Origin of the sequence: Marasmitruncus massiliensis (assembly GCF_900186535.1) — a bacterium.
Classification (GTDB): domain Bacteria; phylum Bacillota; class Clostridia; order Oscillospirales; family Ruminococcaceae; genus Anaerotruncus; species Anaerotruncus massiliensis_A.
Map to the genome: position 1 here is coordinate 684,158 of NZ_FYDE01000004.1, position 14,692 is coordinate 698,849.

Annotated in this window: 14 protein-coding genes and 1 pseudogene; 10 read left to right on the forward strand and 5 right to left on the reverse strand. The window is 46.5% G+C overall.

Features of this window, described 5'->3' with window-relative positions; translation table 11 throughout:
* Position 1: 1 nt before the first annotated feature.
* From C1A10_RS07220 to C1A10_RS07240, 5 genes are all read left to right on the forward strand, one after another.
* On the forward strand, positions 2 to 685 hold the full coding sequence (locus tag C1A10_RS07220; RefSeq protein ID WP_101909607.1) for a hypothetical protein: 684 nt from the start codon (positions 2 to 4) through the stop codon (positions 683 to 685).
* Between the two features lie 42 nt (positions 686 to 727).
* Complete coding sequence (gene copZ, locus C1A10_RS07225; RefSeq protein WP_101909608.1) at positions 728 to 937, forward strand: copper chaperone CopZ; 210 nt, start codon at positions 728 to 730, stop codon at positions 935 to 937.
* Between the two features lie 130 nt (positions 938 to 1,067).
* The gene (locus C1A10_RS07230) at positions 1,068 to 1,604 is read left to right on the forward strand and encodes a DUF2318 domain-containing protein (RefSeq protein ID WP_101909609.1); all 537 of its coding nucleotides are present in this window, start codon (positions 1,068 to 1,070) and stop codon (positions 1,602 to 1,604) included.
* A 166-nt stretch (positions 1,605 to 1,770) separates the two neighbouring features.
* Positions 1,771 to 2,463, forward strand: a complete 693-nt coding sequence (locus tag C1A10_RS07235; RefSeq protein WP_101909610.1) for a response regulator transcription factor — start codon at positions 1,771 to 1,773, stop codon at positions 2,461 to 2,463.
* Positions 2,464 to 2,465: 2 nt separating this feature from the next.
* Positions 2,466 to 3,863, forward strand: a complete 1,398-nt coding sequence (locus C1A10_RS07240) for a sensor histidine kinase (protein ID WP_101909611.1) — start codon at positions 2,466 to 2,468, stop codon at positions 3,861 to 3,863.
* 50 nt (positions 3,864 to 3,913) lie between these two features.
* Here the strand turns inward: C1A10_RS07240 and C1A10_RS07245 are convergent, their stop codons facing one another.
* The 5 genes from C1A10_RS07245 to C1A10_RS07265 form a co-directional block, all read right to left on the reverse strand.
* Entirely contained in the window at positions 3,914 to 5,656 is a 1,743-nt protein-coding gene (locus C1A10_RS07245; protein ID WP_101909612.1) for an ABC transporter ATP-binding protein, read from the reverse strand.
* A gap of 506 nt (positions 5,657 to 6,162) precedes the next feature.
* On the reverse strand, positions 6,163 to 6,336 hold the full coding sequence (locus tag C1A10_RS18450; protein ID WP_180951035.1) for a hypothetical protein: 174 nt from the start codon (positions 6,334 to 6,336) through the stop codon (positions 6,163 to 6,165).
* A gap of 37 nt (positions 6,337 to 6,373) precedes the next feature.
* Positions 6,374 to 7,615: a Ger(x)C family spore germination protein gene (locus C1A10_RS07255; RefSeq protein ID WP_101909613.1), complete on the reverse strand. Its 1,242-nt coding sequence runs from the start codon at positions 7,613 to 7,615 to the stop codon at positions 6,374 to 6,376.
* Complete coding sequence (locus C1A10_RS07260) at positions 7,608 to 8,702, reverse strand: GerAB/ArcD/ProY family transporter (protein WP_101909614.1); 1,095 nt, start codon at positions 8,700 to 8,702, stop codon at positions 7,608 to 7,610. The genes C1A10_RS07255 and C1A10_RS07260 overlap by 8 nt, the downstream gene beginning before the upstream one ends.
* Positions 8,686 to 10,440, reverse strand: coding sequence for a spore germination protein (locus C1A10_RS07265; RefSeq protein WP_101909615.1), 1,755 nt, complete (start codon positions 10,438 to 10,440; stop codon positions 8,686 to 8,688). The genes C1A10_RS07260 and C1A10_RS07265 overlap by 17 nt, the downstream gene beginning before the upstream one ends.
* A 188-nt stretch (positions 10,441 to 10,628) precedes the next feature.
* Here C1A10_RS07265 and C1A10_RS07270 point away from each other — a divergent pair, with 188 nt between their 5' ends.
* The 5 genes and pseudogenes from C1A10_RS07270 (at position 10,629) to C1A10_RS18960 (ending at position 14,600) form a co-directional block, all read left to right on the forward strand.
* A complete protein-coding gene (locus tag C1A10_RS07270; RefSeq protein WP_180951036.1) occupies positions 10,629 to 10,943 on the forward strand; it encodes a hypothetical protein in 315 nt (104 codons plus the stop codon).
* The gene (locus C1A10_RS07275; protein ID WP_101909616.1) at positions 10,940 to 11,671 is read left to right on the forward strand and encodes a hypothetical protein; all 732 of its coding nucleotides are present in this window, start codon (positions 10,940 to 10,942) and stop codon (positions 11,669 to 11,671) included. The genes C1A10_RS07270 and C1A10_RS07275 overlap by 4 nt, the downstream gene beginning before the upstream one ends.
* Positions 11,672 to 11,909: 238 nt before the next feature.
* Positions 11,910 to 12,746 carry a hypothetical protein gene (locus tag C1A10_RS07280; protein ID WP_101909617.1) on the forward strand — a complete coding sequence of 279 codons (837 nt, stop codon included), beginning with the start codon at positions 11,910 to 11,912 and terminating at the stop codon, positions 12,744 to 12,746.
* A 685-nt stretch (positions 12,747 to 13,431) separates the two neighbouring features.
* Positions 13,432 to 14,099 (forward strand): annotated as a pseudogene (locus C1A10_RS18955) (reverse transcriptase domain-containing protein); the annotation flags it as partial.
* 117 nt (positions 14,100 to 14,216) lie between these two features.
* Positions 14,217 to 14,600: a group II intron maturase-specific domain-containing protein gene (locus C1A10_RS18960; RefSeq protein WP_423241416.1), complete on the forward strand. Its 384-nt coding sequence runs from the start codon at positions 14,217 to 14,219 to the stop codon at positions 14,598 to 14,600.
* Positions 14,601 to 14,692: the final 92 nt, after the last annotated feature.

A 14,692-nucleotide genomic window follows, 5' to 3' on the forward strand; every position in this document is an offset into this window, starting at 1 on the left:
TATGAAACGATATAAGAAGGTTTTCCTTGTCTCGATGTGTTTTATGATTCTGGGTTTCACAGCGGCCTGCCAGCAGCTGGATGTGATTGGGAGCGATGCCCTCAAATCGTTCCAGGAGGTCACTAATACGGTGCCCGACCGCATAGAAGCCGATGAAATGAACGGCGGATGGGCTCTGACCGCTCCTGATGACAGCGTAAGGTTTATCTGGAGTAAGGACTTCAGCAAAAGCCCGCTCCACGATGTGATGCTTGAATTCAGCGCGCAGCCGTTCCTTGATGCAGGGCTGGATACCGGCAAGCTGCCGGAAGAAATCGTGGTCTATGAGGACAAAATCATGGTAGGCACCAAGCTGGGTGAGGAGGCGTTCACCTATCGCGGCGACATAACACCGTACGCATCCTTTGAACAGATTGTCAGGCTGAAAGGCGACAGCATCGGTTATCATACAGCGCTTGACCATTACGGCATCGATTTGGCCGGCGGCAACATGTTTGAATGGGCCAAAGACATGAACACAAATGACAAAGACATTGTATTTGTCCTGAATCCCGAACCTTTTATTGAGGCTGGCGCAGACCCGGATAAGGTTGAGGGCTGGGCTTTCGCCAAGGTGCCTACGATGGATAAGGACGGTAAAAAAGTAGAAGTGGATAAACTATTGAAGCCATTTAATTTGAAATAATTCGAACGAAATGGAAAAATAAGTTAATTGGAGGTTTTGAACATGGAAAAAACAGTATTGACGGTGGACGGGATGTCCTGCGAACATTGTGTGAAAGCAATTACGAACGCGGTAGGATCTTTGCCCGGCGTGGCAAGCGTCGCTGTGGATTTAAAAAAGAAATCGGTAGCGCTGGAGTACGATCCTGCGAAGAGCTCACTGGATAAGATCAAATCTGAAATAGAAGATCAGGGCTACGAAGTAGTCGCATAGCAAAGAAAGGAACCGCCGTCATGGCGGTTCCTTTCTTTGCGTTCCGGCATAACCGGAAGCCGTCAGTATCTTCATAAAATCTTCATAGCGGCTTGCTATGATAAGCAAAACGAATGAAGGAGTACTGATCATGGCAAATTCAAAAAAACAGCCTGCCTATGGAAAGTCTAAATCTGCGAATCTTGGGGTCATCATTTTAGCCGTGCTTGGCGCACTGATTGCATTGACCGCAGTTCTTTATCTGCTTCTTGGAAGGACTGGAGCACAAGCAGGAGTGCAGGATGCCCAGATACCGCAGGGTGGAAACATTCAAATTGTGAAGAATGAAATAACCGATACCGCAAGTTTTATCCCGTATGATGCGGGCGGAATGAGCATGGAACTCATCGCCGTGAAAGCATCTGACGGGACTGTCCGGACAGCTTTCAACACCTGCCAGGTCTGTTACGATTCCGGCCGCGGGTATTACAAGCAGGAAGGGAATGAACTTGTTTGCCAAAACTGCGGAAACCGGTTTCAAATAGATCAGATTGAAAAAGAGAAAAATGGATGCAACCCTGTCCCGATCCTTGAAGAAGACAAAACGGATGACGGAACGACCATTACGATATCGGAAACCTATTTAAATCAATATAAAGAGTTGTTTGGAAACTGGAAAAAGGTATAACAACCGCAAAGCGGTTATGATACGTTTATGGCCGGGGCGATGCGCTCGCAAAGCTCGCTTCCGTCCTGATGGCCAATGATACCGCTACATGTTTGCATTTGTGGTATAATATCTTTGGGGTATCAAACAAAATTCAGACTGACCCCATTTTGGACGGGTGAACTATATGAGCAACATGGCAAACCGCATTCTTGTAGTGGATGATGAGCCTAAAATCGTGGACGTTGTAAAATCGTATCTGGAACACAGCGGCTATCTCGTCTCTACCGCGGAAAACGGCAAAACGGCTTATGAAAAGTTTGACAGGGAAAACCCTGCGCTGATCATTCTTGACTGGATGCTGCCTGATATTTCGGGTGAGGAAATCTGCAGAACGCTTCGCCAAAAGTCAAAAGTACCAATTATTATGCTGACTGCAAAAGTGGAAGAAGAAAATGTCCTGCAGGGGCTTCACAGCGGCGCCGACGACTATGTCACCAAGCCGTTCAGCCCCAGACAGCTTGTAGCAAGGGTGGAAGCTGTTCTGCGCAGGGCAGGGAACCATACCCCTCATGTTCTTTCTTTCCAAAATGGGGAACTGGTGATTGATCTGGACAGCCATGGTGTAAAGAAAGACGGAAACCCTGTCAGCCTTACTCCTAACGAATATAAAATCATCAGCACGCTTGCCTCCTATCCGGATAAAGTGTTCACGCGCGATGAATTGATTGCGATTGTGATTGGGGATGACTTCGATGGATTTGACCGAGTGATTGACACTCATATCAAGAATATCCGACAAAAGATCGAAACGGAGAGCAGAAATCCCCGCTATATTCTTACCGTCCACGGGTTTGGCTACAAGTTCGGAGGCAGCTGAAAATGAAATACAGTTTAAAATCGAAACTATCTTTTTCCTATGCTGCAATGTCGCTTCTGCTTGTTGCCCTGATCAGCTTTTGCATCAATGTCCTGCTGCAAAATCAGTTTAAAAATTATATTATCAAGCAGCAGGAGCAAAAAAACAGGGAGTTCGTCAGTCTTGTGGAGCATCAATATAGTGCTGCCGGACGTCTCTGGAATATCAATACGATCGAAAATATCGGAGTAAATGCTTTGGAACAGGGTATTATTCTCAAAATTAAAGATAAAAACGAAGGCACTATATGGGACGCTACTATTCATAATAACGGCCTTTGTGTACAGATGCTTACAAATATGGCGAATAATATGCAGCGCCACGATCCGAACTTTAAAGGCGGGTACGAACAGGCGAGTTACCCGATGATTGTGGGCGATCAGAACATTGGAACTGTAGAAATCGGGTATTACGGCCCTTATTATTACAATGACAATGATATCGCCTTCTTGAATACCGTCAATGAGGTTTTGATTGCCGTTGGATTTCTTTCTCTGCTCATGGCTGTTTTGCTGGGCACGTTTATGGCAAAAAGGGTCAGCGACCCGATTTCAAAATCCATAAAAGCCGCGGGTGAAATTGCAAAAGGAAACTTAAAACAGAGGCTGGCCGAAAATTACAGCACGCTGGAAATGATGAAACTCACAAATACCATCAATAATCTGGCGGATTCCCTGCAAAACCAGGAGGGTTTAAGGAAAAGGATGTCTGCCGATGTTGCGCACGAACTCCGGACACCGCTTGCCAACCTGCAAAGTTCGCTTGAAGCAATGATCGACGGGATCTGGCAGCCAAGCAGGGAGCGCCTGAAAAGCTGCCACGAGGAGATCCTGCGAATTAACCGCCTGGTGGGGGATCTTGAAAAGCTCGAACGAATCGAAGCGGAAAACAGGGAGTTAACCATTTCGGAATTTGACATATCGGAACTGGCGGGGCATATCATCAAGAATTTTGAACCGGAATTTTATAAAAAAGGGGTCCAGCTGTGTTTCTCCGGCAATGCGGAAATGATTGTGGCCGACAGGGACAAAATCAGCCAGGTGCTTGTGAACCTTATTTCCAATGCATTGAAATACACATCCCCGGGAGGATGTGTTGAGGTGCGGGTAGCGGGAACGGAGCACACAGTTGAAATTGCCATACAGGACAGCGGGGAAGGGATATCTCCCGAGGACCTTCCTTATATCTTTGAACGGTTCTACAGGTCGGACAAATCGCGGAGCAGACTGACCGGAGGGTCCGGGCTGGGGCTTACGATTTCCAAGGCGATTGTGGAATCGCATAAAGGAGAAATCAATGTCCGCAGCGAGCCTGGAAAAGGAACAATCTTTACAGTCTGTCTCCCCAAATTACATGGATAAAAATTTTAGAGGACGCCCATTAAGGCGTCCTCTTTTGCGGGGTACCGGGATTACAGGCTCCACTCCTGACTTTCACGCTGTAATTCGACCATATGGCGGAAAATACCGTTTGTTTTTATCAGTGCATTCGGGGCGCCCATTTCGGCGACTTTTCCATCCGATAATACGACAACCTTGTCCGCTCCCATGACTGTCCGCATTCGATGTGCGATAATCAGCACGGTTTTATTTTGCACCAGACCGGACAGAGCCGTTTGGATTGCGGTCTCGTTTTCAACATCCAGACTGGCTGTCGCTTCGTCCAACAGGACCACCGGGGCATCTTTCAGCAAAGCTCTGGCAATCGAAATCCTTTGCCGCTCGCCGCCGGAAAGGGTGGAGCCGTTTTCCCCGATGACTGTTTGATATTCTTCGGGCAGCTGTTTGATAAATTCATCACACTGGGCTGCTTTTGCTGCCGCCAGCACTTCCGTATCGGTGGCATTCCTGCGCCCTAAGCGGATGTTTTCCATTACAGTGTCATGGAACAGCACGACATCCTGAAAAACAATTGCATAATTTTTAAGAAGGGTTTCCGGGTCTACAGAAGAAACGTCCACTTCACCCAGGCAGACTTTGCCGCCGTTCACATCCCAAAACCGTGCTGCCAGTTTAGCCGCTGTACTCTTGCCGCCGCCGGACGGGCCGACGAGGGCGGTGATTTCCCCCTGTCTGGCGGTAAAGGAAACATCACGGAGGACGCCTTCATTTTCATGATATGCAAATGTCACATGGTCAAAGGCAATGTCATAACCGTTTGGCGTGTACTCTTTTACACCGGTTTGTATCGGCTGTTCCTCAATGGAACGCATCCTCTCGATCTGCAATTTCGCATTGAAGGTAGCGGCGAGATTCATATAGCATACATTGAGCGGATCATAAAACCGGGAAGCAACAATCAGAAAAATTAAGAATGTCGTCAGATCCAGCTGTCCGGAAATCAAAAGGCTGATTCCTGCCAGAATAGTCGTTGCAATTCCAATCCGTAACAGTGCCTGTGCGGAGGACACAAAAACGCCTGTTGCAAGTTCGGAATGGATGGCTGCTTTTTCCGCTTGCGTCAGCTTGTTTTTCAGCCTGTTCAGATAGATTTCTTTCTGATTGCAGGCTTTAATATCTTTTATGGTTTCCAGCAGTTGCTGCAATCCGTCTGTCGCGGCGCGCTTTTTCAAAATGCTTTGGGTGCCGAATTGATCCTGAATCCATTTGGAACCGATAACAAGAAGTGCCGAAACGGGGACAACCCAGATTGCCGCCAGACCCATCCGCCAGTCCATCAGTAAAAGCCCGATGGAGATTAACACTGTAGAAATGACTGTGCCGAACAGCTGTGGAATGAAATGAGAAAAGGCCTGTTCCAGCGAACTGCAATCGGACATGATGGTCGAGGTCAGATCGGATAGATCACGCTGACCGAAAAACGACAAAGGAAGCTGCCGCATTTTTTCCGCCAACCCGACACGCCTGTTGGCACTTTCTTTGTAAGTGGCAATATACAGACTTTCGTACTGGAACCAGTGAATGATGTAAATAAGAACGGTCAAGAAGGCTGCAACCGCCGTATACTTCCATATACCGGCTGCCGGATTTTCCCCGGTTTGAAGCGCTTCTATGATATGCCGCAGCACCATAATCAGCAGCCCGACCGGGAACATCAGGCTTAAATTCGCCGCTACCGTGAGAAGGGTCGCTTTTACTAAATCTTTTGCACCTTTTTCAGTCAAAACAAAAATATTTTGTAGTTTTTGAATCATAAACGCACCTCTTTTCCAACCTTCCATTGCGCCGAGGTCTGATAATCTTTCCACATGGCGGCATAAAGACCATTTTCTTTAAGGGTTATCACCCACAGGTACAATTACTGAACCAAGGGGGTAACCGGTACGGGGCACCAAGAGAAGCAGACATCCATTCACGATTATGTGGCTGGATGTCTGCTTTCGTTATTGAAATGCTAACATTTATAAAAAATTCAAGACTGTATCGCATATCATGCGGTATGCATTATAAGCATCAGTGGGCTGGCTTCGATATTCACCTAACGCCGCAAATTGTAGACATGTAGATGCGGTGCCGAAAAAGCCTGTAGTTATAGTTATGAGCTTTTCTGGTATTGCTCAAGTTTTAATAATGTGTTCCTGATAATGCTGTTTCGAGTGTCGGGAACCATCACAAAAGCCGATTTTGTCGCGGAATGGCTGAAAGTTGGCGTGCAACTCCCAAGCAATTATTTTTTCAAGGTTCCATCGCAAGCATATTGTCATATCTCGTATCTGCTGAAAAAAATAACGAAAAGCGAAAAGCCTACAGCTGTAATGCCGATAAGCGCGGCACCGACAGCGGCAAGCTTATTCTTTTTTATCCAGTTATACCTTGCGAAACTTAAAATATAAAGCAAAACCGCGAGTAATAAAATTGTTAGAACATATTTCATTTAGCCACTCCTACATAATTTGTTATACTGTTATAGATCAGTTTTTAGCCTGTGTGCCCGTTCTCCGGATAGCAAATTCAACATTGACTGTTATGTCCGCTTCCTTAAAACGGTTGTTCCAGTCATAGCTTTCCCAATCATTTATCGTTAAGAAATTTTTAACCGCATAATCTCCAAACAGTAGCGCATCCGTATTTAAGTCCTTGCATTTATTAATGAGCTTCTCAATCCCATCTTTTACGATTTGTCGGAAGGCTTGCTCCAACAATTCCTTATGCTCCGGTTTTTCATAGTCGATGCCGCTTTGAACCGCAAGAAGGTCACCATCCAATAGAACATTCAGCCGTATAATAGGCTTTGATCCGTCACACGTAACTTTAATCTCAGGTTCTCTGGAACTTCTAATGTCTAAGGAAATTACCAATTCCGGTTTTTGGGGGTCTTGTATCGTGAAAAATCCCCGTTCAAATTCACCCCGTGCCAAAAGCAAATAACGGGTTTCATCGCCGTCCAACTCTCCCACCATCGTGTCTCTGACAAATAGAGCGGTTCCCCAAATTTCAATTTTATTATCCCCGGTACGAGGTATCCGGCCAGCCGAATATTCTCCTCCTGTTTTGAATTCCGTTCCCGAAGGCTCTCCATTTTCTATAAAACTTTTACCGTTATTCACCGCTGCAATGGCTGCGATCGGCTGATGATAGGTGGACTTTAACCCTTCGGAGAAATTTTCAAGCGTCACATGCGGGAAATACCCTGTCATGGCACCTTCCTTTATCAGAAGCTGAAAACTTTTGAACAGCAGGTTCCCGATAAACGGTTTATTCTCCTTCATTAAATCGTATGCCTTGCCTTTTACGACAAATACATGCGAGGTTTTTCGGATTTCTCTGAACCGATTGATCGGAGCAATATACTCGTTGATCAACCCGGATTCCGCCAATTCCTCCGAGAAAAGGATGATTTGGGCATGCATAAAATTCAGCTTTCGCGGCAGGGAGGTATTCAGCATATTGATACCCGCAAAAAAGGAAGGGGCGTCGATCGACACGCAGGTATATTCTTCCTGACTTTTTCCGCTTCCGCTGCCGGACTGTTCCGAACCGCCACTTTCCTTCATCGTGGGGAATTGAATTGTTAAACGCCATTGATCCGAAACGCCCTTATCAATCCCAATCGCCACAACATGGATTATATCGTCGAATTCATTCGCGTCGTAACAGGATGTCAGGCTCATAGCCATTAATATTAAAATTAGTGTTATAACTGCTTTACGCATGTGCCTTCGCTCCCTTTTTCCTGATAAAGGCCGTGGCGAGGGATACGAGCGGCAAAATAAAAACGAAAATCGCGCCGTAGTTTCTGAGCCATTGCACATAATCCAATACCGTTTCTATATCCTTGTGCATAAGCACGGCAGCGTAAAGGAGAATACAGCCCGCGATGCAGATCGGCTTCTTATCCTGCATTCTGAAGATCCGGCAATAAATCCAAATAAAGGAATAAGTGACGATGGTGGAGGATATCAGCGTACTGGTTATCCAGACAAAGAGGAAAATCGGTTCGACTCTTTGCAGAAATCGTCCGTAGTCGATAAAGGTTGCCATTTCATACATCGGCGCCGTAATATCCCGCTCCGTATAATACGGAAACGTCAATATATACGACAGCAGCGAAAGGCTGATCAAAACGGCGGACAGCAGGATGCCGATAACACCTTCTTTTTTGATATGCTTTAAACCCTGCAGCGACTGAGCGAAGACCGCCAGAAGGATGACTTCGCCGTAAACCGAGCTTCTGACAACACCGTGGAGTAATGTCTTATCCAGGCCGTAGCCCAATATCGGATAAAGGTAATTCGGATTATAATTCTGGCTACTCAAAATCAATACGACCAAAAAGCCGGCAAGCATAAAATAGATCAGCAGTTTTGCAAACCGCGCGATACTTTCCAAACCCAGTATGCACAGCGTGAAGACACAGATGACATAGATTCCGGTGATCAGCCAATTCGGGCTTAAAGGGAAAACATAGACTTTGATGACCTCGTTGAATTCGGCAATTCTGGTAACCGCTTTGAACAGTAGGTAGATTGCCAGTATCCCGGAAAAAGCAAACCCCAGAACGCGCCCCAATGTTATATCAAATATCTCCATGATGTCCCTTCCGGGAAAGCGCTTTAATAACAGATAGATGAACATGAAGCCTGCAAGGGCTGTGACCGCGGAGATCAGCGTCATATACCAGCCGGTATTGCCAACCAAACCGACCAGCATGGAGGGACTGGCAAAAAACATCTTTGCGGATATGGCCAAGGTCACAAGCCATATGGCTTCCCGGACGCCGATTTTACCTTCCGTTATCATTATCGGTCTCCTTTTCGTCCCGCGCAACCCAGCCACGCACGACTTTACCCATCCGTGTCCTGTCGGACGTGTTTATGAAATCCGGCCTCGTTTTCTGCATCCAGGGCGGCATTCTTACAATGGTGTCGTGGCCGGATGTTGTCTTGGGTGCAACGGGGCTAAAGTATGGTACCCCAAAGGACTTTAGGGAACAAGCGAGTCCGCCGAATATAAATATTCCGGCCGCTATCCCATAAAACCCTGCAATGGCTCCGCAGATAATAAAGATGAACCGTGAGATGCGCACGCCGAAAGCCAGAGAAAAATTAGGAATGGCGAAGCTCCCAAGTCCGGTGATCGATATAACGATGATCAGCACGGGGCTTACCAGGCCTGCAGTGACGGCGGCCTGCCCCAGAATGATCGCGCCGATTATACCGAGCGTCTGTCCGATGACCCCAGGTACCCGTATACCCGCCTCGCGGATCAGTTCAAACGAGATCTCCATCAAAAGGATTTCAATAATCGTGGGGAACGGCAGATGCTCTCTTGCTTTTGCAAGGGAGACCAGCAGTTCAGTGGGGATCATTTCGTGATGATATAGGGTTAGCGCGACATACATACCGGGTAAGAATAACGCGATACATGCGGCGATCATCCGCACGATCCTTAAAAATGTGCCGTATTGCCAGCGAAGCGCGTAATCCTCGGAGGTATGAAACATATCAAAAAAGGTCACCGGGATCACGCTTGCATACGGCGTGCCGTCACAAATAATTGCAGCCTTGCCTTCCATAAGGAAGTAGGCCGTCCTGTCCGGCCTCTCCGTACTTAATATCTGGGGAAAAAGTGAAAAAGGATGGTCCTCGATCAATTGGTCGAGCGTCCCGTCTCCCTGAATTTGATCGACATCGATGCTGACGATCCTTCTTTTTAATTCCCGAACAACCTTCGGGTTCACAATCCCTTTGATATACATGATCCCACAGATCGTATTGTCGGTTTTGCCGGTCGGCAGCAGTTCAGTCACGAGATCCTTATTGCGGATGATCTTGCGAACAAGGGTGATGTTTGTTCTCAGATTTTCGATAAAGGCTTCGTGCGGGCCTTTGATAATCGTTTCCGTCAGTGGATTGGATACGTTTCTCTTATCGAAGCCGCGACTTTCGATCAGAATGCATTCCCCGGCATCCTCTACAAAAAGGGCGGTCAGACCGCTTAAGACCTGTTTGATAATTTGGCCGTATTCCGTCTGCCTTGTCACCTGATTTACAGACAGCAGGTTGTTTACCAGGCAATCGATCAGATCCTTGCCTGAACCCGCAGTTTTGCTCGGATTCGGCGCCATAAGCTGCCGCAGGATATAATCATTGATAGTCGTCTTATCGACCATGCCGTCTATATAAACGATAAAGGCGTCGCTTTTTTGCATGATCTTGAACTCACGGATCACGACATCCTGATTGGTGGGGAAATTGAGCTCATTCTTTATGATTTCAAGGTTTGTGCTGAGCTTTTTTGTCACCTTTCCGTCACGGTTTTGACCCTGCTCCGGTTCTTGCTCGGGTTTTGCCTGCGTCCGTTTGAAAATCCCGGTTCTTGATTTAACTTTTGTCTTTATTTCCGTGATAGGCTGAGCAGCATCTTCATTTTCTTTCTGATCCTTGTCTTCGGGTTCGTCCTCCAGTAGCTCGAACCGGTCATATTTCGGGGGCTCTTTATATAAAAGAAGATTCAAAACAGTTGACAACAAACTCATCTTTCCACGACCTTTGAATCATTTTACCTCTGAATAATTTTCTCCTTAATAATCCGATTTATTCAAATTCTGCCTGAGAATAGGTCACTTTTTGTTACCTCTCCTCTCAATTTAGAATCTGCTGAAAAACATGATAGCTTTCTTTCGGATTATGTGCTATCGTGTGTTGCTGAAGGGAGGCGGCACGCATGGACAACATACTGAAAGTACAATACGACCATTTCTACCGAGCGCCGAAAAACATGCCGGAGGCAAGGCGGATTGAAGCAAACCATCGGCTGTTAATTCAAAGGCTCAGCAAACGAAACCGCAAACTGGTATTGCAGATTATGGACGGCAAAGACCTTATCTGTTCGGATGTTTCTCTGGACATCTTTATTCGAGGTTTCCGGCTAGCGTGGCAGATATCAAATCAAATACAAAATTTTGACGGACGTTCGGATTGCAGCCAAAGAGCTGAACCGGACGCCCGTTTTGTATTTTCAAAGGAGGTTTCCAAATGAAAAAGCGAATTATCACTGTAATTGCTATTATCGCCTGTGCCGCGCTGTGTGCCGCTGTGTGGCTGCGAAGCGCCGAGGGCGGGGATTTACCCGCCGAGCCGGTAAAAACCGCCGTAATCGCCGAAATTGAGGCTCGCTCAGAGGAAAAAGCGGAATTTTTTATCTCTGCCGATGCTCCTGCTCCTGAAGCGGAGGCTGTAGCAGAAAGTGAGCCAGTAGAAACTGAGATATCGGCAGAAAAAGAAACACAGAAACCAGCGCCAACGCAGACGGCACAATCGGTTAAGCCGAACACATCATCAACCGGGCCGCACATGAGAGATGTTCGTATCGTTAACGGTGAGAAGCAAATCTACATCCTCGGTTTCGGCTGGATTAAAGACGAAGGCGGCGGGAGTGTCGGCACAATGGTCGGAAATCCCGGCGACGAGCTCACCGGCAACAAGGTCAGTATCATGGGAGGCTGTACGACTGTTGACGATAAAGGCGACATCAATAAGCAGGTCGGCATAATGGGCGGTGGCTCCGTCGCCGAGGACATGTACGAGAACGGACATAAGATAGGGATTATGGGCGGAGAAGAATGTCCATCGGGTGAACTAACCTCTCCACCTTCAGAGCAGCCGGAGCCGACAGGCGACGTCATATACATCGAGTTGCAACCAGTACCCACAAAGGACAGCCCCCTGCCGCCGTATAAACCAAACGGAGAGCCGACAAACCCGTAACAGAATACATAAAGGAGTGCATTCAGACTATATTCACTGGTTGGATGCATTCCTTTTTCTGTTCGTCTCAGCGTTGCTCTGAAGCTGTCAGCTACATCATAAACTGTACGCCTTCGACGGATTTGGTACGCTGTGGGCGAACTACTATGCCTTTTAGAATTACTATACCTCTGCCCTTTGCGCCGCTTGCGTTTTCATGATATAATTTTACAAAATTGTCGAAAACGAGGTGACTGAAGTGAAAAAGAAGAAAAAGACTTTGCTTGACCTTAACCGCGTCCCGACGCTCGATGAGCTCCGCGCGTACTTTAAGGAAAACGACTTCTCCGCGGCAACATACATAGATATCGACTATGACAAGATGGATGCCGAGAGTGTGGAAGCGCTCGAATACATAAAAGGCCTGGTGGAAGAAAAATGGGAGCCGCTGTCGCGTGAGATGGGCTTGAAATCCGATTCGTCATATTATGGCAAGGAAAATCCTCTAATCGCCATGCGCGACAACATGGAAAACCTCGTCGCAGGCGGCGTGATGAAACTCCTTAATGAAAAGCCTGAAATGGTCGCGGAGATATTGGATCACTTCAGTCAAGACCCTGACGTGGAAAAGCACGCCGACGCTTTTTTGAATAACGCAGTTAAAACCATGATGGAAGTCATGAACTATGAAGAGCTCGCGCAGGTCGTTCAGAACAACGCCGCATACGAGGACTTTAATCACGATAAATTCAACAATTACCGCTCTAAGGATTTTGACCGCAAGTGGAATCATACCCGTTCTAAAGTAGAAACCGTCTCGCTCAATGAAATGGAGTCTGCGGTTAACGACGAGGGTGAAAGCGCACCCGCGCAGGTTGCGGACAGCTCTGTGAGTGTTGAGGATGAAGTTATTTCACAGTTGACCGGCCAAACCTTTTGGGACAACATCTCCGAGGATGACCGGATGCTGCTCCGAATAAGGATGAGCGGCAAAACCCAGCAGGAGATTGCCGACGCGCTCGGTTACAAAACTCACAGCGCCGTCACAAAGCGGCTGCAAAAGCTGAAAGAGATATTTGAAAATAGCGATCAATAAATCATGTGCATGTCGATGTGTTCGGCAGGCATATTTTTTTGGTGTGCCCGATGGGCACACGTTCTAATGGGTGAAAGTCCCAATCCGCCCGGCAGTGGGAAGGATACAGGCGAAGCCAGGGGTGTCCATCGTGAGATGGAATCTGAAGAAAGGATTAGCCAAAACCCTGGCTTGTTACATCAGAGGCTGAGCACAAGGACAAGGTTGCCAAACAAATCAAAGTCCAATAACTGCACGGAATTGTGTACAGTATTTATGGAATGAGTATAAGAGGGAAAGAACGTGTGAGTACTCGGGGATGTCTCGTGGACGTGGTTAAAAGCAATATAAAATTAGCAACTGCGGTTGAAACAAGATTTATCACGAGAAGTCAGCAGAGGTCATATTACCAGAACGGCTTAAGACGTACTGGGAAGGACTGAACTTTAGGAGATGTGAGTAAATGAATGTAACCGAAGATGGATATAAGGACAGACAACTTCAAAAAGAGGGCTATCTGCAAAAGGTATCTGCGGAACAGAAAGAGTATGCAGAAGCGTCCGCCCATACAAGGATTGCTGAAAACAACCGCATCAACACAAACTTTCAGACGGACAACCTTCTGGAGAGGATTTTACATAGAGATAATCTCAACATGGCATACAGTAAAGTAAAATCCAACAAAGGGGCAGGCGGAATAGACGAGATGAGTGTGGATGAACTTCTGCCGTATCTGAGAAATAACCAAAAGCAACTAATACAGAAATTGAAGGAAGGGAAATACAAACCCAACCCAGTCCGCAGGGTAGAAATACCAAAAGAAACAAAAGGTAAGTACCGGAAATTGGGGATACCAACCGTAGTTGACCGAGTTATCCAACAGGCAATTACGCAGGTATTGACACCAATATTCGAGGAAGAATTCTTGAGAAACAGTTTTGGATTCCGACCAGGCAGAGGAGCGCATGACGCATTAAAACAATGCCAAGAAAATGTAAATGATGGGTATGTATACGTGGTAGATATGGATCTGGAGAAGTTTTTGATACGGTCTGCCAAAGCAAGCTCATAGAGGTTCTATCACGAACCATCCAAGATGGGAGAGTCATATCTCTTATCAATAAATACCTTAATGCTGGAGTTATCAGTAGAGGTATATTTGAGAAGACGGAAGTCGGTGTGCCCCAAGGAGGGCCGTTAAGTCCGTTGTTGAGTAACATTATGCTGAATGAGTTGGATAAGGAACTTACGGACAGAGGTCACAGATTCGTCCGCTATGCGGACGACTGTATGATTTTCTGCAAAAGCAAGAGAAGTGCAAACAGAACCTTAAACAACATAGTGCCCTATATCGAAGGTAAACTTTTTCTACGAGTAAACCCAGAGAAAACCAAGGTAGCACATATAAGCAAGGTAAAATATCTCGGACACGGATTTTACAGGCACAAAGGGAAATGTAGATTAAGAGTCCACTCAAAGTCAGCAGAGAAGATGAAAAATAAAATCAAAGAACTGACAAACAAAAACAATGGATGGGGAAATGAGTATCGGGCAAATAGGCTCAGACAATTTGTCAGGGGATGGGTGAACTATTTCAAAATGGCAGATATGAAGAACCTATTGCTCGAAGTAGATGAATGGGTGCGCCGGAAGGTGAGGGCGGTTTACTGGAAACAATGGAAGAAGGTAAAAACCCGCTACAAGATGCTGAGAAAGTATAATATACCAGAATGTAAAGTGCATGAAATAGCAAACTGCCGCAAAGGCTCCTGGCGAGCATCTATTATGCTAAACAGTGTACTCACCAATAAAGAAATAGTCAATCTTGGCTACATAACCATGACTGACTATTATCTGAAAGTAAGTGTAAACTAGAGAACCGCCGTATACCGAACGGTACGTACGCGCGGTGTGGGAGGTCGGCTAACCAATTAATGGTTAGCCTCCTACCCGATAAAGTTCAGGAA

Coding starts and splice junctions, on each gene's coding strand:
- C1A10_RS07220 (WP_101909607.1), top strand. CDS start 2: ATGAAACGATATAAGAAGGTTTTCCTTGTCTCGATGTGTTTTATGATT.
- copZ (WP_101909608.1), top strand. CDS start 728: ATGGAAAAAACAGTATTGACGGTGGACGGGATGTCCTGCGAACATTGT.
- C1A10_RS07230 (WP_101909609.1), top strand. CDS start 1,068: ATGGCAAATTCAAAAAAACAGCCTGCCTATGGAAAGTCTAAATCTGCG.
- C1A10_RS07235 (WP_101909610.1), top strand. CDS start 1,771: ATGAGCAACATGGCAAACCGCATTCTTGTAGTGGATGATGAGCCTAAA.
- C1A10_RS07240 (WP_101909611.1), top strand. CDS start 2,466: ATGAAATACAGTTTAAAATCGAAACTATCTTTTTCCTATGCTGCAATG.
- C1A10_RS07245 (WP_101909612.1), bottom strand. CDS start 5,656: ATGATTCAAAAACTACAAAATATTTTTGTTTTGACTGAAAAAGGTGCA.
- C1A10_RS18450 (WP_180951035.1), bottom strand. CDS start 6,336: ATGAAATATGTTCTAACAATTTTATTACTCGCGGTTTTGCTTTATATT.
- C1A10_RS07255 (WP_101909613.1), bottom strand. CDS start 7,615: ATGCGTAAAGCAGTTATAACACTAATTTTAATATTAATGGCTATGAGC.
- C1A10_RS07260 (WP_101909614.1), bottom strand. CDS start 8,702: ATGATAACGGAAGGTAAAATCGGCGTCCGGGAAGCCATATGGCTTGTG.
- C1A10_RS07265 (WP_101909615.1), bottom strand. CDS start 10,440: ATGAGTTTGTTGTCAACTGTTTTGAATCTTCTTTTATATAAAGAGCCC.
- C1A10_RS07270 (WP_180951036.1), top strand. CDS start 10,629: ATGGACAACATACTGAAAGTACAATACGACCATTTCTACCGAGCGCCG.
- C1A10_RS07275 (WP_101909616.1), top strand. CDS start 10,940: ATGAAAAAGCGAATTATCACTGTAATTGCTATTATCGCCTGTGCCGCG.
- C1A10_RS18960 (WP_423241416.1), top strand. CDS start 14,217: ATGAAAAATAAAATCAAAGAACTGACAAACAAAAACAATGGATGGGGA.